Here is a 23,860-nt window from a genome sequence, read left to right on the forward strand (position 1 = left end):
GAAGCGCTAACATTCTGAAATATTTTGTCTTTTAACCTTTTCACAAAGTCATTCTATGTTATGGTTCACCGTGACTAGATGCTCTGAGCAGCCTTGCGCGATGTTTGTGGTGATATACAACACACGTGTAACCAGAGGGATAGTTTCACCATGTTCTACTTACGTAGTCTGCGACAGTATGTAGGCAGTAAAGCCAAACGGCAACGGGCGCCTGATGCCGGCGTGACCCTGATTGAGATGATGGTCGTTCTGGTTATCATCGCTGTGGTCGCGGCCATGATTGTGCCCAATGTTATCGGCCGCCCTGACGAAGCGCGGGTTACCGTCGCACAAACAGATATGCGGTCAATTGCCGGCGCGCTTGAACTGTACCGGCTGGACAATCGCGTTTATCCGACATCGGCACAGGGGCTTCAGGCGCTGGTCACCCGCCCCACTGTGCCGCCGGAGCCCGTAAGCTGGGCTTCGGGCGGATATCTGGGCATCATGCCCCAGGACCCTTGGGGCGGGGACTACGTCTATCGCTCACCGGGGCAGAATGGCAATTTCGACCTCATCAGTCTGGGGGCCGACGGCCAGCCCGGTGGTGAAGGTGTAAACGCCGATATCGCACTTGCGACCGCGACAAATGGTTAGGCCTGCACGCACAACGCCTATGCCTGCCTTCACGCCCCGAAAGCGCGCAGACGACAGTGGCGTGACCCTGATCGAAATACTGGTGGTGCTGGCGCTGATCGGTATCGGTGCAGGGATCGTCAGCTATGCGCTGCCCTCTGGGGCAAACGCACGCACTTTGGAACAAGAAGCCACCCTATTGGCGGCGCGGTTGACCAACGTCGCCGACCGGAGCCTTGTCGCCGGTGAAACCTATAGGGTGATCTGGCAATCGGAGGCATACCGCTTCGAAACGTGGAAAGACGATGCGTGGCACACCGCAACCGACGCGTCGCTGTCCGTGTCACATACGCTCGACCGAGGGGCAACACTGTCCGATACTACAGGCGCGCAAAGGGGTACTTTTGCAATTACGCCCGCGCTTCTGCCACCCCCCACGGGTATCGTGTCCCTTAGGCTGGCGTCGGGCGCCCAAGGTCGCACCATCATTTTCGATGGCGCAACCGCACAGGTAGGGCAGCAAACCCAATGACCGACACGCGCGTTTCTCAAGCGGGGTTTACCCTCATCGAAACGCTGGTCGCGCTCGCAGTGCTTGCTGTGGGGTCGGTCACCTTGCTGGTCGGGGTTGAACGACATGCCGCACGGGTGCACGGATTGTCAGACCGTCTGGTGGCCCGCTGGGTTGCTGAAAACGCGTTGGCTGCGACGACCTTGGGCGTGCCGACCCAAGACCAATGGACCCGCGCCCTTGATATCGACTGGTCGGTTACCCTGCGTGCACGCGCCCTAACCGGGTCGGGTCTGCAATCCGTGACCGCGTCCGTTGCCGACACGGCCGCAGGGCCAGACGCCACACTTGTCTCATTGACCGGTTACATCGCCCGCACGGATGCACGCCCATGACCGCCGCGCGTCTTTGGGCGCTGACCGTCGCAATTGGAGTTGTCTTGCTGGTATCACTGGCCTTGGCTGGCATTCGAACAGGCTGGCACCTGCAAGGGCATACCGCCGTCATGCCCCTGCAGGTCGCGGCAAGCGCCCCACAAACCGCGCAGATGAACCAACGCGATACCGAGGCGATCACGACGCTCGCTCCTTTCGGCCAAGCTGCCGCGCTGCCAAAGGCGCAACCCGCGGCATCGACGGTCAGGTTGGATGTGGCCCTGCGCGGTGTCTTGCTTGATGGCGACCCCACCCAATCCCGCGCCTTTGTTCTGGTGTCAGGCACCACTTCCACATACCGGCTTGGCGAAACCGTTCAATCTGCTGAACTGGTGGCAATCAATGCCGATACAATCACCCTGCGCACAGAGACGGGCCTGCACGTTATCGGCTTCGACGGCTTGATCGACGATCAGGCAGGGACTGGCACAGCGACGGCATCCGACCCTTCGCCTGAACCGAAGGAATCCGCCGACCCCCTTGCGCGCCTTGCCGCAGCCATTGTGCCCGGCAACGGGTCCATCGACCTACGCGAGGCTCCTCCCGCCGAAACGACACAGGAATACATCGACCTATGGCGGGACCGGATCAGCAACAACCCCCAGGCGGCCATGGATACGGTTGGCGTCGAAGTGGTGGAAAATGGTTACAGGGTGAAAGAGGATCCCAATATCGGCGTTACTTTAGCTGGGTTGAAACCCGGTGATGTGATAACAAGCCTTAATGGCCAGACCGTCGGAGATCTGGCGCGTGACAAAGAGCTTTACGATGAAGTCGCCGCATCAGGTATTGCGCGACTTGAGGTTTTTAGGAACGGCAAAGCAATCTTGCTGACGTTTCCGCTGAGGTAATGAGTATGGACATCCTTCATGTATAAGCTGGCGACGGTTCTCGCGCTGATTGTCAGCCTGTTGGCGGCCCCTATGTCGGCGCAGACCATCGCGCTGGATGACAGCAAAGCCGAATTCATCGTGAACCTGCGCAATGCCGAAATCTCGGTGCTGGCTGAACAGGTATCCGAGATTACCCAACGGACCTTGATCATCGACCCGAACCTAACCGGCAGCGTGACGGTCATTTCATCAAAACAACTGACCCAAGCAGGCGTTTGGTCGCTGTTCCAGTCAATGCTGCGCGTGCGCGGGTTTGTTGCGGTTGAAAGCGGCGTCGTCTGGGAGATCGTCCCTGAAACGCAATCCGTCTCTAAAGGGGGAACCATTCCACCGGGCGGGCGCGCGGGGGATCAGGACGTTGTTACCAAACTTGTCCCCCTTGAACGCCTTCCCTCCGCCGAAGCGGTGCGCGTGCTGCGCCCCTTGGTGGCTGCAAACGGATATATCGAGGCGCTGACCGATCCGAATGCCGTCATCATTACCGATACTCAGGCCAACGTGGACCGTATCGTCAATATCGCCCGCACCTTTGACACCCCTCAGGACCAGCGCACAGAGGTTATTCGTTTCACCTACGCCGAAGCCACAACCGTTGCTCAGGCGATGGACGAGGTGTTGGGCACCTCTGGGACAGGGGCGCGTATTTCTGTTGATGCAGCCTCTAACGTGCTGCTGGTACGAGGTGACGAACGTGACATTAGCCAAATCCGTCAACTCGCCCGCGATCTTGATGTCGCGCCGCGCAGAAACCCCCAAGCGCGCAAACGCACCCACCTTTATGCGCTGAAATACGGCGATGCCGAGGTCGTGGCAGAGATCGTATCGAACACGCTGCAAGGGGGCACAGACATTGTGAATCCCGTCGCTGAAGCTGTGGATGGCGAAACGCCCGTCGCGCCCACTGGTCCTGCGTCCGAGGTATCGGTGCAAGCTTCCACCGAAACCAATTCCATCGTGATCCGCGGCACCGAAAGCCAGATCCAAGAGGCCACAAGCCTGATTGGTGCGCTCGACAAACGGCCACGCCAAGTCATGATCGAAGCCGCAATCGTCGAAGTTTCCGGCGAGGTTGCAGAACGGTTGGGAACGCAGCTGGGGCTAGGGTCGAATATTCCCAACGGCGGCTTCGCAGCGACATCCTTTGGCACCGGCGGCAGCTCCTTGGGCAATGTTCTGGGGGCGTTGGGTGTGTCTCAGGCCTCTGGTCTGGCCAGCGGTCTGACATTGGGCGCGGGTTCAGACAACTTTGGCATTTTGGTTCAGGCCCTGTCGCAATCCACACAGGCGAACCTCCTTTCCACCCCATCGATCACCACAACCGACAACAAGGCCGCGACAATTGTCGTGGGACAGAACGTACCGTTCCGCACAGGGTCTTTCGCCACCGACGGCAATACCGCGACGCCTTTCACGACAATCGAACGGCGTGATGTTGGGATCACAATGCAGGTTCTGCCCCGTGTAACGTCAAATGGCATCGTGCGGCTTGATATCTCGCAAGAGGTGTCCAGCCTCGTGAACGCCAATGTCGAAGGGGCCGTGGATCTGGTCACCAACCGTCGCCTGATTGAAACCACCGTTCAGGCGCAAGACGGTGGTACAATCGTGCTCGGCGGGCTGATCACCGATGACTCGCGCAATGCCAAAGGCAAGGTCCCCGGTCTTGGTGACGCGCCCTTGATCGGCGGGCTATTCCGTTCAAGATCAGAGGACTCGACGCGCCGAACCCTGTTCGTCTTCCTGCGCCCCACTGTGATCGACAGCCAGCACAAAGCGCAGGCCGTGGCCAACCGCCAGTACCAACGCGTTCGCAAGGCAGACGCCGCAGAACCACCGCGCAGCCTGTTGAAAGAGCGTAAGGTCAAACGCCTACCGCTTGAGATCAACGGCTTGTACTAGAATGACGGCTACAGCTTGACGACTGAGACACACCAATAGAACCGCAATGGTGCCACTGCGGTTCAGGTATCATAAAGTTAAATGCGTTTTAGGCGATGGCGGCCTTGATCTGGTCGGCGAGCGACATGGGATCAAAGGGTTTGCTGATCACCTCTGTCGCGCCGATGCCGCGCAGTTCTTCCAGCTCGTTCGGTTGGGCACGGGCGGTCATGAAGATCGCGGGCACATTTGCGAAATCCGGATTCTCGCGCAGTTTCTCAAGCGTTTGACGGCCGGTCATGCCGGGCATCATCATATCCAGCAAAAACACGTCGGGGATATAATCCAGCGTCTTTTCAAGCGCCTGTTCGCCGCAATCGCATTGCTCCACCACGAAATCACCCGACAGTTCGAGTGACATTTTGGCGATTTCGCGAATATCGGCGTCGTCTTCTACGTGAAGCAATTTAATCATACGGGACTCTTATCCAACGTTCTCTAGTCTTTCAAAATCATTCTCTGGCCCAGAATGGCGCGTTTTGACAGGTAAAGTGAAGGTGAAAGTTGTCCCCCGCCCTTCTTTACTGACAAAATCGATCGTACCACCCAAACCTTCAACAATTGCTTTACAGATGCTCAGCCCCAAACCGGTACCGCCTTTGGTCGCCCGGTCGGAATTCGCCATATCTGCAAACCGCTGAAAGATCTTATGCTGGTCTTCGGGCGCAATGCCCATACCCTCATCGCGTACAGACACACATACGTTTTCGGGCGTTTTATCGACGGAGATCTCCACCGTGCCGCCTGGCTTGGAAAACTTCGCAGCATTCGACATCAAGTTGGTTAAAACTTGAATGATACGGTTGGCGTCGGTCTCGATATAGGTGGGCGTATCCACCCCGTGGCATTTGATCTGCAAGCCGAACCGCTGATGCGCGGTCGCATTGGCGCGCAGGGATTCGGCCACCAGTTCTGACAGGTCGGCGGTTTCCAGTTCGAAATCCAGACGCCCGGAGGAGATCTTCTCCATATCCAGAATGTCGTTGATGATCAGCACCAGACGATCGGCATTGCGATGCGCGATCTCCAGCAGGCCCTCGGCCTTGGGCGGCAGCTGCCCCGCGGCTTTCGACAACAGCAGCCCCATCGACCCTTTGATCGAGGTCAAGGGCGACCGGAGTTCGTGGCTGACCATAGAGATAAAATCCGCCTGAAGTTGCTCTTGTTCAAGCCGTTCGGTGATATCGTGCAGCATGATCAGCAGACGCCCGTCGACTGTCCCCTTGTTGAGCCACTTGATCGACCCTTCAAAGTTCGTGCCCGATATCGTTGCGCTGAACGTCATATAGGTGTCGCCGATATCCATCATCCGTAGACAGGCGTCGAGCACATCCTCGCAGCCGCGCTCGGCCGCCATATCGCGCACCGTTTGCCCGTTCTTGGGCCGCGTCGACCAGCCGAACCGTGCTTTGGCGGCAAGGTTCATATAGCGCAACTCAAGGTTGTCTTCCGACACGATCCAGATGTCGTCGCGCAGCTCGTGCAAGGTCATCGCCGTGTCGCGCCGCGCGATCAGCTTGGTGGTAGAGGTGATGTCCGTCCGCGCCGAGATCGACCCGATCCAGCGGCCATTCGCATCCAGCAACGGGGTCACTGTCGTCTGTGTCACGCAGTTTGACCCGTCGCGATTGCGCAGCGTCGTTTCACCCTGCCAGCTTTTGCCCTGCCGCAGCAGATCGCGGATTTCAGTGGCGGTGGTTCTATTGTCCTTGGAATACAGCATCGCGACCGGTTTGCCGATCAGCTCTTGGCGGGTATAGCCGGTTGCCTCTAGCAACAGGTCGTTCACCTCGACCAGCAGGTTATCGGTGTCGACCACGTTTACCATCGTGTGCATCTTTAGCACACGCAGCTGTTGGGCGACGCTGTCATCAACCGTCGCACGCGCCGGCGTGGCCCGCACGTTCGCGGCGATCAGCGGTACCAGACTTGCAATGGCGATGGCCCCGATAACCGGAACGGTTTGCGCCGGTGCGCCCGACAGCAGCGCCGAGGTCGCGGCGTACCACCCCCCAGCCAAGGCCGATCCGGCGACGAAACCGGTCGCACTATGGCGCTTCTTTCCGTTCCAAGACATATCGCGTCCTTACTTACAAAAAGAAGGCACCATCCCTAGCCAAGCACCCTCTCCATCCCTTGCGCCATCATAGACAAAAGTATCTAGACATTTTTAAGGCGATTTTTAGCAACTTTAGAAACAACCATAAGGAGATCAACTCGCTCTTTGTGTCGGACCTACAATACTTTCGATAATGTGGTTCAGATCGGTCTGCGACTTCACCAGATGGGTGCCCACCCGACTATCCTTCTCGCGCGCCGCGTCAGAGGTCAGCCCGACCACCCGCGCCGTTGGCTGAAGCTCAGCGATATCGTCCAGAACGGCAGCGGCGTCGCCATCTGGCACGGTCCAGTCAAGGATAATCACATCCAGCGGCCCCGCGCTCAGCGCTTCGTGGACCTCGTTCAGCCGCGTGACGTTATGGACATCGGCAAAGGGTCTCAGCCCTTCGCGCAGCACCTCTGCAAATTCTTCGTCATCCTCAAGGTGCAACACCCTAAGGTTGTTCCTCGTGCCGTCGATCACTTCGAACGTGCGGGCATCGGGCAGCACGTCATACCCTTCGGCATCGGTGGCCAGCGGACAGGTGAACCAGAAAACCGTGGTCCCGCTCGGCTTGCTTTCAAAGCCGATGTTGCCGCCCTGACGCCAGACGATCTGTCGCGTGATATTCAGCCCAAGGCCCGTCCCGCCCTTGGCCCGCGTGTCCGATCCATCGGCTTGAGAAAACGCCTGAAAAATCCGGTTCTTGAAATTCTCGGGCACGCCGGGGCCGAAGTTCTGCACGTAAACAATCGCCATGTCGCCAATCGTCTCGGCCTTGATCGTGACGTCGGTGCCTTCGGTCGAGTACTTGCACGCATTCGACATCAGGTTCGCCAGCACCTGCATCATCCGTGACCAATCGGCGGTTACATTGATGTCGGTGTCGGGCAGATCCATCACCAGTTTGGTGTTATGGGTGACGGCAAAGGGCATCATCTCTTGCACCGCCGAAGAGATGACCTCGTTCAGGCTCATCGGGCTGAGGTCAAACTCGATCTTGCCCGACGATATCTTTTCGAGGTCGAGAATATCGTTGACGATGGTGGTCAGACGGTCGGCGTTGTTGCGCGCGATCTCGATCAGGCGCAGCGCCGAGGCCGGCATGGTGTCACGCGCCGACATCTCGATCAGGCCAAGCGCCCCCTTGATAGAGGTCAGCGGCGTGCGCAATTCATGGCTGACGGTGGACACGAACTCATTCTTGATCTCGTCGATCTTCTTCTGGTCGGTGATATCGTTGACCTGCGCGATAAAGACATAGGCCCCTTCGTTTTTGTCGAAGGTCCAGGTGATGTTGAACAGCCCCCACCGCTGGCCGCCGTCCTTGTGCAGGATCGGATGTTCGCCGCGGTAAACCTCGTTCGACCCGCTTTCGGTGAACTTGGTCACGATATCACGCATCAGCTTCACATCTTCCTCGGGGATGATCTGCGCAAGGTTGAACCGGTCGGTCATTACCTTTTGCGAATATCCCGTCAGCTCGCACATGGCGTTGTTCACGCTGGTGAACTGTCCGTTGCTGTTCAGGGTCGCCATGCCAACGGGGGCCGCATCCAGCACGGTGCGGAATCGCTTCTCGCTCGCCTCAAGCGCGTTGCGGGCGTGACGCAGCCCGGTAATGTCGCTTTGCGTCCCGACCATCCGTATCGCCGACCCATCGTCGGCGCGGTCCACGACCACGGCATCCGACCGCATCCAGCGCCAGCTTTCGCCGAACTGCATCCGGTATTCGGTCCGCGACCGTTCTGCCTTGCCGGTGATACAGTGCTGATCCGCCTCGATCAGACGGGGCAGATCGTCGGGGTGGATACGGCTTAGGAACTCTTCCTGCGTATCCTCGACCTCCGGACCGACCTCCATGATCTTGCGCCACGTCGGCGAAACCACCGATTTGCCCGACATCAGGTCGATCTCGAACACGCCAATTTCTGACCCCGCGAGGGCATGGTCATAGCGTTCCTTGATCCCGGCCAGTTCCCCGACGGCCCCGACCTCGACCGATACATCCCGCACAATAGCGGTGATGCGTTTGACGCCATTCAGCGTTTCCCATTCGTTATAATGTAGATCAAGGTGCAGCGTGGATCCGTCATGTTTGGTGCCCGTGGCGTTATAGCCTGCCTCTGCGGGCAGCCACCCCGCCTCTGTCACGAATTTCTTCAGGGGCAACCCGCCCATCCCGTCTTCATGCTTGTCGAAAATCTCGAGCGCGGCGTGGTTGGCAAACAGGATCTCGCGGCGTTCATCCAGAATGAAGATGCCCACAACGCTGTTCTCGATGATCGACCGGTTTTCCTCTTCGCGGGCGCTGATCTGCTGTTCGCGCAGCGCGGCCACCTCGGCCAGAGAATCCCCGCGTTGGCGAATGGCGCGCAGCACCACGATCAGCATCGCGGTCAGGGCAATCCCTGCGATCAGCGCGAGCAGCGGTGTTCCACCGGGGAACAACGCCTCGAACAAGGGGGTGCTTTCATATTGGACGGTCCAGGTCCGCCCGAAGAATTCGGTGGCATAGGCCACACTATACTTACCCGCCGCATGTTCGTGATCCTGACTGGCATAGATCAGAGCCTCGGGGTCGGTCGTGTCGCCGTCATAGACGTGGAAATCATACACATTGTTCTGGTTCGGCGTCAGATCCTGCAACAGGTTGCGGCCGATGAACGGCGCATAGACCCAGCCGCGAAACGTCCCCTCGCGCGGGCCGGAGGCATAGAACAGCGGGCGCAGCAGCAAGAACCCCGGTTCCTTCATCGCGTCCTGCACCAGCAGGATGCGCGGTGTCAGCTGCGGGGTGTTGGTTTCGCGCGCCCGATCCGCCGCCTCGCGCCGCCCTTTTTCAAAGCTGATGTCCAGCCCTACGGCTTCCTTGTTGGGCAGCACCGGCGCGATATATTTGATCACATATTTCTGGTCATGGTTCGTTTCCGGCCTGATCTCGAACCCCGGCGTCCCATTGGCACGCATATCGGCGACGAAAGCATCCTCGTCCACCTTGGCCACGGGTTCGACAAAACCGATGCCGTTGATGCCGGGCAGATAGTTTTCGAAATCCAGACTTTCGACAAAGGTCTCGAAATCGTCGTATTCGATATTCTCCGACGATTGCATCATCCCTGCGGCGCCGTTCAGACTTTGCAGATAGATGTTCATCCGACGATCCAGCGCCTGAAGCCCGTCTTCGGTGATGCGGGTGAATTCGGCCTTGGCCGCGGCGCGGTTCATTCGCGCGCCTTCAGCGTAGATCCCGAAGGTCACGAGAAGGCAGACAACGACCAAAATCAAATCTAAGCGCTTGAACAAAACTATACTCTCACATTTCGCGAAACTGAAAAAAGCGCCTAATCGATGAAAGCCACCCGCTGATCATGTTACCGGCATCCCTCACTTATAAGTAGCACCGGTTTCCCTGCCAACGTTAATTATTACTTGCGCACAGGATAAAGACAGAAACCTCAAGAGAATCTAAAGACGCCCCAACTCAGGGTTGCTGATCATACGGGATGCACAATCATAGCACGGAAGTCGTTGACGTTCGTCAGCGTCGGTCCCGTCACCACCTGACCGCCCATCCGGCCAAAGAAACCGTGGGCGTCATTTACCGCTAACGCCGATTCTGCGTCGGCGCGCGCGGCCCCGCCCCGTGCCAATATGTCGGGCCCGATGATCGCCCCCGCGACCTCTGCCGCACCGTCGACGCCGTCGGTATCGCAGGCCAACCCCCAGATACCCGCCGCCCCGTTCAGCGCCAGCATCAGCGCCAAGGCATATTCCGCATTCGGTCCACCAACGCCATCCCCGCGCCGCGTGACCGTCAGCTCGCCGCCCGACAGGATTACAATCGGCGCATCGCCGGGATGTAGACGCGCCTGTTCTTGCAGGGCCAAGGCGGCATGGGCGCGGGCGACCTCGCGGGCCTCGCCCTCTAGGTCATTGCCCAGACGGATCACGCGAAACCCCTCTGCCTCGGCCAAAGCCTGTGCCGCATCCAGCGATTGCTTGGGGGCCGCATAAATCCGGTTCATCACACGCGACAGCCGCGCATCATCCGGCGGAACGACCTGCGACCCCGCAGCCAGCGCCCGCGTGACCGAGGCCGGAACCGCCACGCCCCACTGCGTCAAGATCGCCTGCGCATCACGCGAGGTGGAGGCATCGCCCACCGTGGGGCCCGACCCGATCATCGCCATATCATCCCCCGGCACATCCGAGATCATCAACGTGTGCATCGCTGCCGGATAGGCCGCCGCCGCCAGCTGCCCGCCCTTGACCTGCGACAGATGCTTGCGCACCACATTCATCTGCGTGATCGGCGCGCCAGAGGCCAGCAACCCCGCGTTCACCGCCTGTTTCTCGGCCAGCGTAATCTCCCCCAAGGGGGCGGTCAGCAGCGCCGACGCCCCGCCCGAGATCAACGCCAGCACAAAGTCCTCCTCGCCCAAGCCCTGCAGCAGCTCTAGCATCCGCGCGGTTGCGGCCTGTCCGGCGGCATCGGGCACGGGGTGGGCGGCCTCGACAATCTCGATGCCCTGACAGGGGCGGGCGTATCCATAGCGGGTGATCACCAAACCGTCGCAGGGGCCCCAAGCCGCTTCGACCGCCTCGGCCATGCGCGCGCTGGCCTTGCCCGCACCGATCACCACCACACGCCCCGCCGGTTTCGGCGGCAGATGCGCGGCCAGCGATTGCATCGGATCGGCCACGGCGACCGCGCGGTCGAACAAGCGGCGTAAAGTCGTCTCCGGCGCGGTGTGCATGGCGATCCCTATCCCGTCATCAAAAAAGCCGCCCCCGAAGGGACGGCCTGTTTTACACTCACGCAGTCTGATCGAACAGCCTTTTGCGGGCCGCGGCGTATTCTGTCGCCATCCGCTCGACCACCTCGGCGGCGGGGCGCACATCCTTGACCGCGCCGATGCCCTGACCGGCACCCCAAATCTCTTTCCAGCTTTTGGGCTTTTCGCGATCGGCACCGAAGTTCATGTTCGACGGGTCGGACCGTTCAAGGTTGTTCGGGTCCATGCCCTGCGCCTCGATCGAGGCTTTCAGATAGTTGCCCCAAACGCCGGTAAACAAATCGGAGTACACAATATCCGAGGCCCCCGAATCCGCGATCATCTGCTTGTAGCGTGCGTCGGCATTCGCCTCTTGCGTGGCGATAAACGCCGACCCGGCATAGCCGCCATCCGCGCCCATGGCCTGCGCCGCAAGAATGCTGTCGCCCTTGGCAATCGCCCCCGACAGGAACAGCGGCCCGTTGAACCATTCGCGGATCTCCTGGATCAGCGCCAGCGGCGACAAGGCACCGGCGTGCCCCCCTGCCCCGGCGGCCACAGCGATCAGACCATCGGCCCCTTTTTCAATCGCCTTATGGGCAAAGCGGTTGTTGATGATGTCGTGCAAGACAACACCGCCCGCGCCATGCGCCGCATCGTTCAGCCATTCCTGCGCCCCGAGCGACGTGATCCACAGCGGCACCTCGTGCTTGACGCAAATCTCTACGTCCCGTTCAAGCCGCGCGTTGGATTTATGCACGATCTGGTTCACCGCATAGGGGGCGGCAGGATTGTCGGGGTTCGCTTGGTTGTGACGGTCCAGCTCTTCCTTGATGCGCGTCAACCAGCGGTCCAGCTCAATCGGCTCCCCTTCCGCTTCGCGTGCGTTCAGCGCTGGAAAGCTGCCCACGATACCGGCCTTGCACTGTGCAATCACCAGATCAGGGTTCGAGATAATGAACAGCGGGCTGCCAATCAGCGGGATACGCAAATTGTCGAAAAGGGCGGGTAGCGTCATCTTGTTCCTCCGGGACGTATTATTTTCCTGCAACTTGTCAGGATGTGCGCGCTTTGGAAATGACGAACGTTGCGTCCGTCACCCCCTTCTTGTGATCGGGACTACAGCGCCTCGATGATGGTGACATTGGCGATGCCGCCGCCTTCGCACATGGTTTGCAACCCGTATCTTTGGCCGCGCGCATGCAGGCTGTGCACCAGCGTCGTCATCAGCCGCGCACCAGAGGCCCCCAGAGGATGCCCAAGCGCAATCGCGCCGCCGTTCACATTCAACTTGGCCGGATCGGCCCCGGTGTGTTTCGCCCAGGCCATCGGGATCGGCGCAAAGGCTTCGTTGACCTCGAACAGATCGATGTCGTCGATTTTCATACCGGCCCGCTCCAGCGCGCGGTCGGTGGCGGGCAGCGGTTCCTCCAGCATGATCACCGGATCGCCCGCGGTCACCGTCAGGTTCACGATCCGCGCCTTCGGGGTCAGCTTGTATTTCTTGAGCGCAGCTTCGGACACGACCAACACGCCCGCCGCCCCATCGCAAATCTGCGACGCATTCGCGGCAGAGATCATGCCGTCCGGATCCAGCAGTTTAACAGAGGAAATCCCGTCAAGCGTCGCATCATCGCGGATGCCTTCGTCGCGGGTGTGCATCCCGCCCTCGATGGCCAGCGGAATGATCTCTGCGTCAAAGACCCCACCATCCCGCGCAGCGGCGGCGCGGCGGTGGCTTTCCAGCGCATAGGCGTCCAGTTCCGCGCGGGTGAACCCGTGCTTTTGCGCGACCATTTCCGCGCCGATGAACTGGCTGAAATTCTTGGTGCCGTAGCGCGCCTCGATCCGGTCGCTGAACGGGCCCTCGCCCAACCCCGCCTTGGCATAAAGCGATACATTCGACCCCATCGGCACCCGTGTCATGCTTTCGACGCCCATGGCGACAACCACATCCTGCGTGCCCGACATCACCGCCTGTGCCGCGAATTGCACCGCCTGTTGCGAGCTGCCGCATTGCCGGTCGATGGTGACCGCGGGCACCGATTGCGGCAGGTTCGACGCCAACACACAGTTGCGCCCGAAGGCAAAGGATTGCTCTCCGCCCTGGCTGACGCAACCGACGATCACGTCATCAATCACCGCGCCGTCGATCCCGGACCGCGCCACCAGCGCATTCAACACTTCGGCCCCCAGATTGGCAGGGTGCCAGTCGCGCAGCGCGCCGCCACGGCGCCCCCCTGCGGTGCGGGCTGTCTCTACGATATAGGCATGTGCCATAACGCTTTCCCCTCTATTCAGTCTCTATTTCGGTGCCATGCGGATCGCGCCATCAAGGCGGATCGTTTCACCGTTCAGCATCGGGTTGTCGATAATCGCCCCAACCATCTTGGCGTATTCCGACGGATCGCCCAAACGGCTGGGGAAGGGCACCTGCGCGCCGAGCGAATCCTGCGCCTCCTGCGGCAGCCCCTCCAGCAGCGGTGTGAGGAACAGCCCCGGTGCGATCGTCATCACACGAATGCCATAGCGCGCCAGCTCGCGGGCGACGGGCAAGGTCATGCCCACGATCCCGCCCTTCGATGCCGCATAGGCCGCCTGCCCGATCTGACCATCAAACGCTGCGACCGACGCCGTGTTGATGATCACGCCGCGTTCCTCGCCCACGGGCTCTGCCTTGTGCAAGGCCGCGGCGAATTTCGACAACACGTTGAACGAGCCCAGCAGGTTCACATTCACGACATTGGTAAAGCTTGCCAAGGGCAGCGCCGCGCCGTCACGATCCACGACTTTGGCAGGTGGGCCGATGCCCGCGCAGTTTACCAGAATACGCGCCTTGCCGTGCAGCCCTTCGGCCTCTGCGATCGCGGCCTCTACCGCGCTTTCGTCGGTGACATCAACGCGCAGAAACTTGCCCCCGATGGCGGTGGCTTTTTCCTCGCCCAGTTCGGCGTTCATATCAAAGATGGTGACCTTGGCCCCGGCCTGCGCCAGAAACGCTGCCGTGGCCCCGCCCAATCCCGAAGCGCCACCGGTGACGATGGCGGCTTGTCCGTTCAATTGCATGGTATCCTCCCCTTCCCTGCTGACGCAGGGGCAACAGTTTAATTGCGGGGAATGTCGCCTGCGGTTTCGCGGATTACAATGGCAAAGCGTGGGGCACGCGGTGCCCCCGTTCAGCCGATCCGGTTCAGGCGGTGATCACGACCTCGGACACGTCACTATCTACGGCCTGCAATGCGGCCAGCACGCGGGTGGTCAGATGGGTCTGCACATAGGCCCCGTGAAAACGGCTGGGGGCCTGAAGCGTGACACGCCCCCCTGCCCGATCCTGCCGCGTGAGATTATGCAGCCAACTGCCATAGACACCGGCATCTTCGGCATGGAGCACGGCCTGCGCCAACGCCCATTCGCTGCCCCCTTCGACAGGCGGCGTCGGGGCGGTGCCACGCACGGGCAAAGGCACCACCCGCGTCGGTTCCGGCGCGCCCTGCATCCGCAGATCAAAGTCCGGCCCGACCTGCGGCCATTGCGGGCGCGTCTTTTCAAGGATCGCATCAAGGTCGAGCCCGTATTCCGTCACCCGTCCGCGTGCGCCCTGACGTTTGACCACCAGCCAGCCACAGCCGCGCAGCTTTGCCATCTCGCGTTTGACGGTGCGTTCATCAACGGACCAAAGCTGCGCGATCTCGCGCTGACCCACGGCCAGTTCATTGCGCGCCCAGTTGTAGCGCGCCGTTACAAGTGTAATGAAGCGCAGCACCAGACGGTGATCATGTTTCCCGCCGGCAAGGGCATAGGCCCCCAAGGCGGTGATGATATCATACTTGCGCGCGGCGGCGTCACGCCCCACGGGTTTCGGTGAAAGCATAGCTGCTCCGATCTGGCACGGTGTGAATGTGCAGCCTCAGTTCGATCTCTTGATGGATCCTCGGGGCGTAGACAACGTCTTTTCCGCCTCTTCCCTGATTTGCGTCCGGAAACCCGATTCTGTCAAGGATTGGTTTTGCCCCGACCCTCTTTCTTCCCCATTCAAATTTGAAAGTTGAGGTATCATTGGTATAGGGGGTCATACAGAGCGTCCCCTATTACAGCATTTTTGTCCCCCAATATGTCGCGGGACCGATCCTGCTGTCCCCCTATATTTCCGCCCCGGAGCTATAGAGCCGCGCCTATCGCCCGAATCGCGCCGGGGCCCTGTGGTATAAGGGATATTGAAAACCTGATTATAGAATAAATGTCTTTCCATAAGATGCAAATTCAGCGTAAATCCAAATTGAGTAGTAATTAGCGTTCTCTTTCGGGTTTTCCGGTGCCGCCACAGCGTGCGGGGCGGCGGTTCCCCGCGGGGAACGGTTAGGGAAAAGGACAGCTTATGTTTACCTATGCGGACCTGGCAAAGCTTCAGGCGCAGTCGCTCAAGATGCAGGGGCACATCCGGCATCAGACCTATTCGCCCGAGATGGAAAAGACCCTGCGCCGGTTCTCAAGCTGGGAAGTGGCGGAGCTGATCTTCAAGACCAACCCGTCGACCCTGCGCGGCCGGCTGGCCGCCGACCCGTCCCTGCCCGAGGGGCAGGTGGAAGAGGAAGGCCGCCAGCGCTGGTATGCGCTGGAAGAGATCAACGAGCTGCGGCGCAAGCTGAAGATCAAGAACCGGTCGCTGATGCCGCCGCGCCCTGCGGGCAAGCGGGCGGTGCGTGCCGCGATTGCCAACTTTAAGGGCGGCGCGGGCAAGTCCACCGTCGCGCTGCATTTCGCCCATGCGGCCGCGCTTGACGGCTACCGCGTGCTGGCCGTGGATTTCGATCCGCAGGCCACGCTCAGCCATTCGATGGGGCTGTCGGATGTCTCGGAAGAGGTCACCGTCTGGGGCATCATGGCCCGCGACCTGATCCGCGAGACTGAGAGGATGAACGCGGTGCAGGGCGGCGCGGAAAGCGGGGCCACCCTGCCCCAACGCAAACTGCCTGCCTCTGTCACCGGTATGGGGCTTAGCGAATTGCGCGCCACCGATTTCATCAAGCCAACCAGCTGGCCCACGATCGACCTGATCCCCAGCTGTGCCAATGCCGCCTTCGTTGAATTTGCCAGCGCGCAGTACCGGCACCTGAACCCCGAATGGTCGTTCTTTGCCGCCGTGTCCCGTTATCTTGATACGATCCCGCCGGACGCCTATGACCTGATCATCTTTGATTGCCCGCCCGCCATTGGCTACCAGTCGATGAACGCGGTCTTTGCGGCGGATGTTTTGTATATCCCTTCCGGCCCCGGCTATTGGGAGTATGACAGCACCACCAGCTTCATCGGCCAGCTATCCGAAGCGCTTGAGGATCTGGGCCGCTTCCGCGGGCGGCTGCCGTCGGGCACCGATCCGGTCAAGGCCTTTGCCGACATCAAGTTTCTATTGACCCGTTTCGAGCCGAATAACGATCTGCACCGTGCGATGCAGTCAGCATTTAATCAGGTCTTTAAGCCACATGTAGCAGAGCACCCGATTGAAATGACCCGCGCGGTTGAACAGTCAGGCCGGTTCCTGTCGTCGATCTACGAGATGGATTACCGCCAGATGACCCGCGAGACCTGGCGCCGCGCGCGGGCCTCCTTTGATCGGGCCTATGATGAATTCCGTGCCACGCTTGTCGATGCGTGGGATAAACTGGAGGATGAATAATGGTTAAGAAACGCTCTGTTTTCGATATCAACTTCGATCTGGATGAAGAGGAAGACGCGGGGTTCCCCGCGGGGAACGCACCTGCCGAACCGCCCGTTGTGAAAGAGTACAATATTCAGGGCCACCCGTTGCAGAACTCTGATCCTGTGCCCAACCCCCCTGCCCCGTCGCGACGCGGCCCGATGGCGAGCGCGATCTCGGAAACGCTTGAAGCCACTTCCGAGCGCGCCAGTGCAGAGGCCGCCATTCGCGCGGAAAACGACGCGCTGGCGCATGAGCATGTGCGGCTGAAACGGCTGGGGTTGATCACCGATCTGATCCAGACCTCGGATGTGCATACCGACAAGCTGACCCGCGACCGGTCGGCCAATGTCGACCCCGAACTGGCAGAGTTGAAACAGTCGATCCAGTCGGTCGGCCTCTCCAACCCCATTCGGGTGGAGCAGACGGATAACGGGTATGAGCTTATTCAAGGCTTCCGCCGGCTCACCGCTTTCCGCGAGCTTGCAGCCGAAACCGGCGATCCGCGCTATTCCCGCATCCCCGCCGCGCTGGTTCCCCGCGGGGAACCCCTTGCCGATCTGTACCGTAAGATGGTGGACGAGAACCTTGTGCGCAAAGATCTGTCCTTTGGCGAGATGGCGCGGTTGGCCCTGTCCTATGCGCAGGATTCGGGCGTCGAGGTGAGTGACGCGGTTGGCACGCTCTATGCCTCTGCGCTTAAGCAGAAGAAGACCTATATCCGGCAGTTCGCCCGTGTGCTTGCCGATCTGGACGGCGCGCTGCGCTACCCCGAGGCGATCCCGCGGGCGCTTGGGCTGGATGTCTATCGGTTCCTTGATGCGCAGGCGGGCAATGCGATGGCGCTGAAAAAGGCGTTGATCAAGCAGCCTGAACGGGATGCCGATGCCGAACTTGCGATTCTGCGGGCAGGGATCACGGCGAAGAAAGCCGCCCCAAAACCCGCGGGGCGAAGCTCTGCCAAGACATCCTTGCGCCTTGGGTTGCCACAGGGGGAGATGCGGGTGATCGCGTCGGACGGTAAGGTAGAGATGCGCTTGCCGCGCGATTTCTCGGCTGTCAGCAAGGCGCGATTGCAGCGCGGGATCGAGGCGTTCCTTGCAGCGCTGGATCAGAAAGACTGAAACTCGAAGGGGGCAGGGCGGATCGCCTTGCCCCTTCTTCTTTGCGATGGGTCGGGCCTAATCGGCGGTATAGGCCCACATATTCGCGCCAACCCGCGCCGCCTTGCCCGAATCCTCAGCCTCACGTATACTCCTGCCCTATACGCATAGTGCGAGAGGGTGCCATGGGCCGTGTCAAAGTAAATCTTACATTGGATGCCAGCGTCGCCGAGACGGCGCGCGCGCTTGGGCTGAACATGTCGCGGCTGGCAGAGGCCGCGATTTCGGACGCCGCCAAGGCAGAACGCAACCGCCGCTGGCGGATCGAGAACCAGCAGGCGCTGGATGCCTATGCACAAGAGGTAGAGGCCGAGGGCCTGCCGCTTGAACGCTTCCGCAGTTTCTAGGACGAGCTATGGCGCAGTTTGATGTGTACCGGCTTGCGGGCGGGCAGCTTGTGGTGGATCTGCAAACCGACCTGATTGGCATCGACGCCTCGCGCGTGGTGGCACCGCTGCGCGAGGCGGGGCGGTACGCTGCCTTTCCCGGTCTGACCCCGCAGGTAGAGGTCGACGGCACCGCATGGATCGTGCGGGTGCAAGAACTGGCCGCCGTGCCCGGCACCGCGCTGCGCGACAAGGTGACCTCGCTTGAGGCAGAGCGCGATGCGTTGAAGCGGGCGTTGGATATCTTGATCGACGGGCTGTGACGGTGCGCGCGGCTTACGGTTCCCCGCGGGGAACCTCGCCCACATCTTTCGGCACCTGATACCCTTTGATCACCGCGTCGCGGGCGCGCAGTGCTTTGTACCAGCGCAACACATTGGGGAATTGCGTCAGGTCCACCCGCTGCCATTCATAGCGCGCGACCCAGGGCCAACAGGCCATATCCGCAATCGAATAGGCGCCGCAGATGAAGTCCTGCCCGTCGAGCTGTTTGTCGAGCACGCCGTAAAGCCGCTGGACCTCACTCGCATAGCGGGTTTCGGCGTAGGGGGCCTTGCCCGGGTTGAACTGCAAGAAGTGATGCGCCTGTCCGGCCATCGGGCCCAAGCCCCCCATCTGCCACATCAACCATTCATGCACCTTGGCACGTCCGATCGCATCGCTCGGCAGAAATTTCCCATATTTATCAGCGAGATACCACATGATCGCGCCGGATTCCATCAGGCAGAGGCCGTTGTCATGGTCCTTGATCGCGGGGATCTTGTTATTGGGGCTGATTTTCAGGAAGTCGGGCGCGAATTGGTCATCATTGGTGATGTCGATAGGGTGGGCGGTATAGGGGACGCCCAACTCCTCTAGCAGGATAGAGACCTTGCGGCCATTGGGGGTGGTCCAGGAATAGAGGTCGATCATTGCGGCGTCCTTCGGCTTGCGTCAGGGGGGAAAACGGGTTGCTATGCCCTTGGTATAAATCAGCTTGCGCGGATCACAAAGGCGCAGATCGGGGGGATGATGGAGAGGAAGATTGCACTGGTTACCGGCGGGGGCAGCGGCGTGGGGCGCGCCTGCGCCGCAGCGCTGGCAGAGGCGGGGTTTACGCTGGTGCTGACGGGACGCCGGATGGCCCCGCTAGAGGAGGCCCGCGCCGCGTTGGCGGGGGAGGGGCATCTGGCCATCACCGCCGATGTCGGGGTCGAGGCAGATGTGCTGGCGCTGTTTGATCGGATCGAAGCGCAGTTCGGGCGGCTGGACCTGCTGTTCAATAACGCGGGCGTCAACGCCCCCGCGGTCGAGATTGACGACCTGTCGCTGGACGACTGGAACGCCATTGTGGCCGCGAACCTCACGGGGTCGTTTCTATGCGCGCGCGCGGCCTTCGGGTTGATGAAACGGCAGTCGCCCAAGGGTGGACGGATCATCAACAACGGGTCGATCTCTGCCCATGTGCCGCGCCCGTTCTCGGCACCCTATACGGCGACGAAACATGCGGTGACAGGGCTGACGCGGTCGCTGTCGCTGGACGGGCGGGCGCATGACATCGCTTGTGGTCAGATCGACATTGGCAACGCCGCCAGCGAGATGACAGAGCAGATGGCCCAAGGCGTGCTGCAACCGGACGGGTCACGTCGGGCAGAGCCGCGCATGGATGTAGAGGATGTGGGCCGCACGCTGGTCTATATGGCAAGCCTGCCGCCTGCTTCAAACGCCATGTTCGTGACCGTGATGGCGACCAAGATGCCCTTTATCGGGCGCGGTTAGGGCAGGGGCCCCGCCCGCGCAAGGTTGCGGGCGGGGTGCCGGTATGAGGCTCTAATCCGCTGCTCAGAGCCTACTTCTTTGCCGCATCGCGCAGTTTCGTGATCGTGGTGCGGGTCGAGATCTGTTCGGGGTTGGTGACCAGTTCGATCAAGGCCGGGCGACCGCTGGCGCGGGCACGGTCAAACGCGGCGGCGAAGTCGGCGGTTTTGGTCACGCGCTCCGCATGCGCGCCGTAGCCCTCGGCCATTTTGCAGAAGTCCTGATTGATCAGCGTGGTGCCTGAAATGCGTTCGGGGTGGTCGCGTTCCTGATGCATGCGGATGGTGCCGTAGATGCCGTTGTTGAACAGCAGCACGATCGGCGTCGCCCCGTATTGCGCGGCGGTGGCGAGCTCTTGCCCGCTCATCATGAAGCCGCCATCGCCGACGAAAGACAGCACCAGCTGATCCTTATGCGCCAGCGCCGCAGAGACGCCCGCCGGAACGGAATACCCCATCGCGCCACAGGTCGACCCTACGATGCGCCCCGGGCGGCCAAAACGCAGATAGCGTTGTGCCCAGCCGGTGTGGTTGCCCGCGTCCAGCGTCACGATTGTATCTTGCGGTAGGCTATCGCGGATCTGGCAAAGGGCGACGCCCATGTCGAGCTCCCATTCCTCGCCATTGGGACTGTCGGTGTCGGTCAGGTAATCGCCATGCAGCTTAGCGCACCACTCCTGCCAATCGTCGGCGCGGCCCAGATCAAGCTCACCTAGCGCCGAGGCCGCGGCGGCGGGGGAGGCGGCAAAGCCGAGGTCGGGGGAATAGACGCGGCCGATCTCGTCCGCGTCAGGGTGCAGGTGCACCAGACGGGTATCGGGGTTGGGCGATTGCAGGGTGGTGTAGGTCTTGGTCGTCATCTCGCCCAAGCGGGCCCCGATGACGATCAGCAGATCGGCCTCTTTCTGGTGGGCGAAAAGCGTCGGCGCGGTGGAGGTGCCGAAATCGCCCGCAAAGACGGGCGACAGGTTGTGCACGATATCCTGTCGCCGGAAGGAGGTGGCGACGGGGATGTTGTTGGTCTCGGCAAAGCGGGTGATCGCGGCGGCGGCATCCTCGGTCCAGCCGGAGCCGCCAAGCAGCATCAGCGGGCGTTTGGCCTGTGCGATCTCGTCCTTCAGCGCGTCTACATTTGCTGTCGAAAGCTGAGCCTGCGTGGCGGTATAGGGCCGCGCATCGGCGACTTCGACGATATCGGTCAGCATGTCTTCGGGCAGGGCGATGACCACGGGACCGGGCCGGCCAGAGGTGGCGACGCGGAAGGCGCGGGCCATATATTCAGGCACCCGCGACGCATCGTCGATCTGGGTCGCCCATTTGGCGATAGGGCCGAACATGGCGCGGTAGTCGACTTCCTGAAACGCTTCGCGGTCGGTGGTGTCGCGGGCGATCTGGCCCACCAGCAGGATCATCGGCGTGCTATCTTGTTGCGCGATATGCACGCCAATGGCGGCGTGGCAGGCGCCGGGACCGCGGGTGACCATGCAGATGCCGGGGGTGCCGTGCAGTTTGCCGTAGGTTTCGGCCATATTCGCCGCACCGGCCTCGTGGCGGGCGTTGATCAGGGTGAACCGGTCTTGCACGTCATGCAGCGCGTCCAGCACCTCGAGGTAGCTTTCACCGGGCACGCAATAGGCGGTGTCGGCCCCGTGGATCAAAAGCTGGTCCACAAGGACCTGTCCGCCGGTCCGGCGTTTGAGGGGGGCGTTCTGGGTCATTGGTCGGGCTCCGTCCATGTCATCTGGTATTTTCGATTGCCGAAGATGCAGCACGCTGGGGCGGGTTTTGCAATGCCGTTAGGGAAACATCGGCGGTGAAAAAAAATTGACGGATGGAAACGTATCCCGCACACTCAACCATGACGAAAGTGGTGGGTAGTTTTGGCGGATGGTTCTCATAAAACTCTAGGATTGCAGCTAAATGTCATCGGGCCGTTCGATTTGCGGCGCACCGATGGGTCACGTGTCACCATCACCTCGAAGAAGGCGCGCGCTGTGTTGGCGATGTTGGCGGTCGCCCCCGGTGGCAGGCGCGAAAGACGTTGGTTGCAATACAAGCTATGGAGCGAACGCGGAGAGCGTGAAGGTGCGGCGAGCCTGCGCCAGACGCTGTCTGCCCTGCGCCGTGCGCTTGCCCCGATGGGCGATGTGCTGGAGGCGGATCGCACCACGGTCACGCTGTCGCTGAGCGAGGTCGCGGTAGATGCGCTTGAGCTTTCGTCAGTGGCGCAGCGGTTGCCGGGGCAGGCGGAGTTCCTTGAAGGGCTTGATATCAGGGACCCTGAATTCGACAACTGGCTGCGCGAGCAGCGCGCCTTCTGGTCCCGCCAGCTAGAGACCTCGCAGGGCGGTCCCGACCCATCAGAGGTTGACTTCGCCCCGCCGCTGGATGTGCCTTGTGTGACACTCATGCCCTTTGCCAGTGCCGAGCCGCTGACCCCTCAGGCGCAAGAGCTGGCAGAGCAGGTGTTGGACCAGCTGGCGCGGCATCGTTGGATCAGCTTTATGGATTGGGCCGTGCACAGTGGCCGCAGCGCCGCCGGTGCCGCGCGGCCTGCGACGGCGAATTATGTGGTGACCGGCCAGTTGCGCCAGAGCGGCGGGCGGTTGGTCTTGATGGTGGAGCTGACGCATCTGACCACGGGGCAATCGGTGAAACGTGCGCAGTTTACCGCGCCGCTGGCCGATGCTGCCGACATCGGGGCGGGGTTTGCCACAGTCGCGCGGGATATGGCGATTGAGGTGGCGGGGAATTTCAGCTGTGCCTTGGCGCAATCCTACGAGCAGCGGTCCCAGTCGCGGCCGGCACAAAGTGACGAGGCGCTGGTGTGGCAGGGGCGTTGGCATATCAACCGCCTCACGGCTGAGGATTTCGAGAAGGCGCAGGCGATCTTCGAGGATATCATCGCGCGCAACCCCGGTCATATAGAGGCGCATGTCTATCTTGCGCTGACCACGCTGTGGCGGGTCTGGACCTGCCGCGCCGATCCACGTGACATCAAGCTGGCGCGGCGACAGGCGCAAAAGGCGATCAAGCTGGATGTGTCGGACGGGCGGGGCTATTGGATTGCGGGCTGTGCGGAATGTTGGCTGGGCAATAAGACGGCCGCTGTGCATTACACGGACGAGGCGATCCGGCTGTGCCCCTCGCTGGCCTTTGCCCATGACCAGCGCGGCACGAATCTGGCCTATGATGGCAACCCCTTGGCGGCGCTGGAGGCACTGGAACATGCGATCCGCCTGTCGCCTCACCACCCGCAGCGCTTCTGTTTCGAGGGGGAGACAGCGCTTGCCGCGTTGCTGGCCGGGGATCTGTCGGCCGCATTGCAGCACGCGGATCACGCCTTGTTGCTGCGCCCCGCCTATTGGTACGCCCATATGGTCAAGGTCCTGGCGCTGCACCGCATGGGCCGCCCCGACGCCGTGGCGCGTGCCAAGCGCGACCTGTACGAGTTCGAGCCCCGTTTCAACCGCAGCTATATCAACTGGCTTCCCTTTTCGGACCGGTCGCTGAACGCGCGTATGATTGAAGAGATGTTCTAGGTACGGCG

The 23,860-nt window shown here is 61.1% G+C and carries 21 protein-coding genes; 11 read left to right on the forward strand and 10 right to left on the reverse strand.

The features are described 5' to 3' along the window. Positions 1-150 precede the first annotated feature (150 nt). From gspG to gspD, 5 genes are read left to right on the forward strand one after another with little or no spacing between them, the layout of a single operon-like run. Positions 151-636, forward strand: a complete 486-nt coding sequence (gene gspG, locus ACNQ62_RS13010; protein WP_289082884.1) for a type II secretion system major pseudopilin GspG — start codon at positions 151-153, stop codon at positions 634-636. Between the two features lie 19 nt (positions 637-655). Beyond that, positions 656-1,147, forward strand: a complete 492-nt coding sequence (locus ACNQ62_RS13015) for a prepilin-type N-terminal cleavage/methylation domain-containing protein (RefSeq protein ID WP_418095024.1) — start codon at positions 656-658, stop codon at positions 1,145-1,147. After that, the gene (locus ACNQ62_RS13020) at positions 1,144-1,521 is read left to right on the forward strand and encodes a type II secretion system protein (protein ID WP_418095025.1); all 378 of its coding nucleotides are present in this window, start codon (positions 1,144-1,146) and stop codon (positions 1,519-1,521) included. Before ACNQ62_RS13015 ends, ACNQ62_RS13020 begins: the two co-directional genes overlap by 4 nt. Then, a complete protein-coding gene (locus tag ACNQ62_RS13025; RefSeq protein ID WP_289080765.1) occupies positions 1,518-2,411 on the forward strand; it encodes a type II secretion system protein N in 894 nt (297 codons plus the stop codon). The genes ACNQ62_RS13020 and ACNQ62_RS13025 overlap by 4 nt, the downstream gene beginning before the upstream one ends. Positions 2,412-2,429: 18 nt before the next feature. After that, on the forward strand, positions 2,430-4,352 hold the full coding sequence (gspD, locus tag ACNQ62_RS13030; protein ID WP_418095026.1) for a type II secretion system secretin GspD: 1,923 nt from the start codon (positions 2,430-2,432) through the stop codon (positions 4,350-4,352). Positions 4,353-4,440: 88 nt separating this feature from the next. Here gspD and ACNQ62_RS13035 read toward each other — a convergent pair whose 3' ends face one another. The 8 genes from ACNQ62_RS13035 to ACNQ62_RS13070 form a co-directional block, all read right to left on the reverse strand. Then, the gene (locus ACNQ62_RS13035) at positions 4,441-4,806 is read right to left on the reverse strand and encodes a response regulator (protein WP_005848967.1); all 366 of its coding nucleotides are present in this window, start codon (positions 4,804-4,806) and stop codon (positions 4,441-4,443) included. A 9-nt stretch (positions 4,807-4,815) separates the two neighbouring features. Next, positions 4,816-6,468: an ATP-binding protein gene (locus ACNQ62_RS13040; protein ID WP_418095027.1), complete on the reverse strand. Its 1,653-nt coding sequence runs from the start codon at positions 6,466-6,468 to the stop codon at positions 4,816-4,818. 135 nt (positions 6,469-6,603) lie between these two features. Continuing rightward, on the reverse strand, positions 6,604-9,720 hold the full coding sequence (locus tag ACNQ62_RS13045; RefSeq protein ID WP_418095028.1) for a CHASE domain-containing protein: 3,117 nt from the start codon (positions 9,718-9,720) through the stop codon (positions 6,604-6,606). Between the two features lie 269 nt (positions 9,721-9,989). Further along, a complete protein-coding gene (locus ACNQ62_RS13050) occupies positions 9,990-11,252 on the reverse strand; it encodes a glycerate kinase type-2 family protein (RefSeq protein ID WP_418095029.1) in 1,263 nt (420 codons plus the stop codon). A 58-nt stretch (positions 11,253-11,310) separates the two neighbouring features. Then, positions 11,311-12,288, reverse strand: a complete 978-nt coding sequence (locus ACNQ62_RS13055; protein WP_005848974.1) for an NAD(P)H-dependent flavin oxidoreductase — start codon at positions 12,286-12,288, stop codon at positions 11,311-11,313. A 101-nt stretch (positions 12,289-12,389) separates the two neighbouring features. Continuing rightward, on the reverse strand, positions 12,390-13,550 hold the full coding sequence (locus ACNQ62_RS13060) for an acetyl-CoA C-acetyltransferase (RefSeq protein ID WP_418095030.1): 1,161 nt from the start codon (positions 13,548-13,550) through the stop codon (positions 12,390-12,392). 24 nt (positions 13,551-13,574) lie between these two features. Further along, positions 13,575-14,336 (reverse strand): SDR family NAD(P)-dependent oxidoreductase, encoded by a 762-nt coding sequence (locus ACNQ62_RS13065; RefSeq protein ID WP_037941991.1) that lies wholly within the window; start codon positions 14,334-14,336, stop codon positions 13,575-13,577. Between the two features lie 124 nt (positions 14,337-14,460). Continuing rightward, complete coding sequence (locus tag ACNQ62_RS13070; RefSeq protein ID WP_009824377.1) at positions 14,461-15,141, reverse strand: DnaA N-terminal domain-containing protein; 681 nt, start codon at positions 15,139-15,141, stop codon at positions 14,461-14,463. A gap of 504 nt (positions 15,142-15,645) precedes the next feature. Between ACNQ62_RS13070 and ACNQ62_RS13075 the strand changes: the two genes are divergently transcribed. The 4 genes from ACNQ62_RS13075 (at position 15,646) to ACNQ62_RS13090 (ending at position 18,777) form a co-directional block, all read left to right on the forward strand. Next, positions 15,646-16,944, forward strand: coding sequence for an AAA family ATPase (locus tag ACNQ62_RS13075; RefSeq protein ID WP_009824376.1), 1,299 nt, complete (start codon positions 15,646-15,648; stop codon positions 16,942-16,944). Beyond that, the gene (locus ACNQ62_RS13080) at positions 16,944-18,089 is read left to right on the forward strand and encodes a ParB/RepB/Spo0J family partition protein (protein WP_005848981.1); all 1,146 of its coding nucleotides are present in this window, start codon (positions 16,944-16,946) and stop codon (positions 18,087-18,089) included. Before ACNQ62_RS13075 ends, ACNQ62_RS13080 begins: the two co-directional genes overlap by 1 nt. A 164-nt stretch (positions 18,090-18,253) precedes the next feature. Then, positions 18,254-18,475 carry a type II toxin-antitoxin system CcdA family antitoxin gene (locus tag ACNQ62_RS13085; protein WP_039911359.1) on the forward strand — a complete coding sequence of 74 codons (222 nt, stop codon included), beginning with the start codon at positions 18,254-18,256 and terminating at the stop codon, positions 18,473-18,475. Between the two features lie 8 nt (positions 18,476-18,483). Continuing rightward, positions 18,484-18,777 (forward strand): CcdB family protein, encoded by a 294-nt coding sequence (locus ACNQ62_RS13090; protein WP_009824373.1) that lies wholly within the window; start codon positions 18,484-18,486, stop codon positions 18,775-18,777. A gap of 13 nt (positions 18,778-18,790) precedes the next feature. On the opposite strand, the gene ACNQ62_RS13095 is transcribed toward ACNQ62_RS13090, so the two are convergent. Beyond that, positions 18,791-19,426 carry a glutathione S-transferase family protein gene (locus tag ACNQ62_RS13095; protein WP_418095031.1) on the reverse strand — a complete coding sequence of 212 codons (636 nt, stop codon included), beginning with the start codon at positions 19,424-19,426 and terminating at the stop codon, positions 18,791-18,793. A gap of 96 nt (positions 19,427-19,522) precedes the next feature. Between ACNQ62_RS13095 and ACNQ62_RS13100 the strand changes: the two genes are divergently transcribed. Beyond that, entirely contained in the window at positions 19,523-20,272 is a 750-nt protein-coding gene (locus tag ACNQ62_RS13100) for an SDR family oxidoreductase (protein WP_418095032.1), read from the forward strand. A 70-nt stretch (positions 20,273-20,342) separates the two neighbouring features. On the opposite strand, the gene ACNQ62_RS13105 is transcribed toward ACNQ62_RS13100, so the two are convergent. Then, on the reverse strand, positions 20,343-22,028 hold the full coding sequence (locus tag ACNQ62_RS13105) for a thiamine pyrophosphate-binding protein (protein ID WP_418095033.1): 1,686 nt from the start codon (positions 22,026-22,028) through the stop codon (positions 20,343-20,345). Positions 22,029-22,190: 162 nt separating this feature from the next. Between ACNQ62_RS13105 and ACNQ62_RS13110 the strand changes: the two genes are divergently transcribed. Then, on the forward strand, positions 22,191-23,852 hold the full coding sequence (locus ACNQ62_RS13110) for a hypothetical protein (protein WP_418095034.1): 1,662 nt from the start codon (positions 22,191-22,193) through the stop codon (positions 23,850-23,852). Positions 23,853-23,860: the final 8 nt, after the last annotated feature.

Source organism: Sulfitobacter sp. SBS6 (assembly GCF_048285585.1).
GTDB lineage: Bacteria > Pseudomonadota > Alphaproteobacteria > Rhodobacterales > Rhodobacteraceae > Sulfitobacter > Sulfitobacter pontiacus.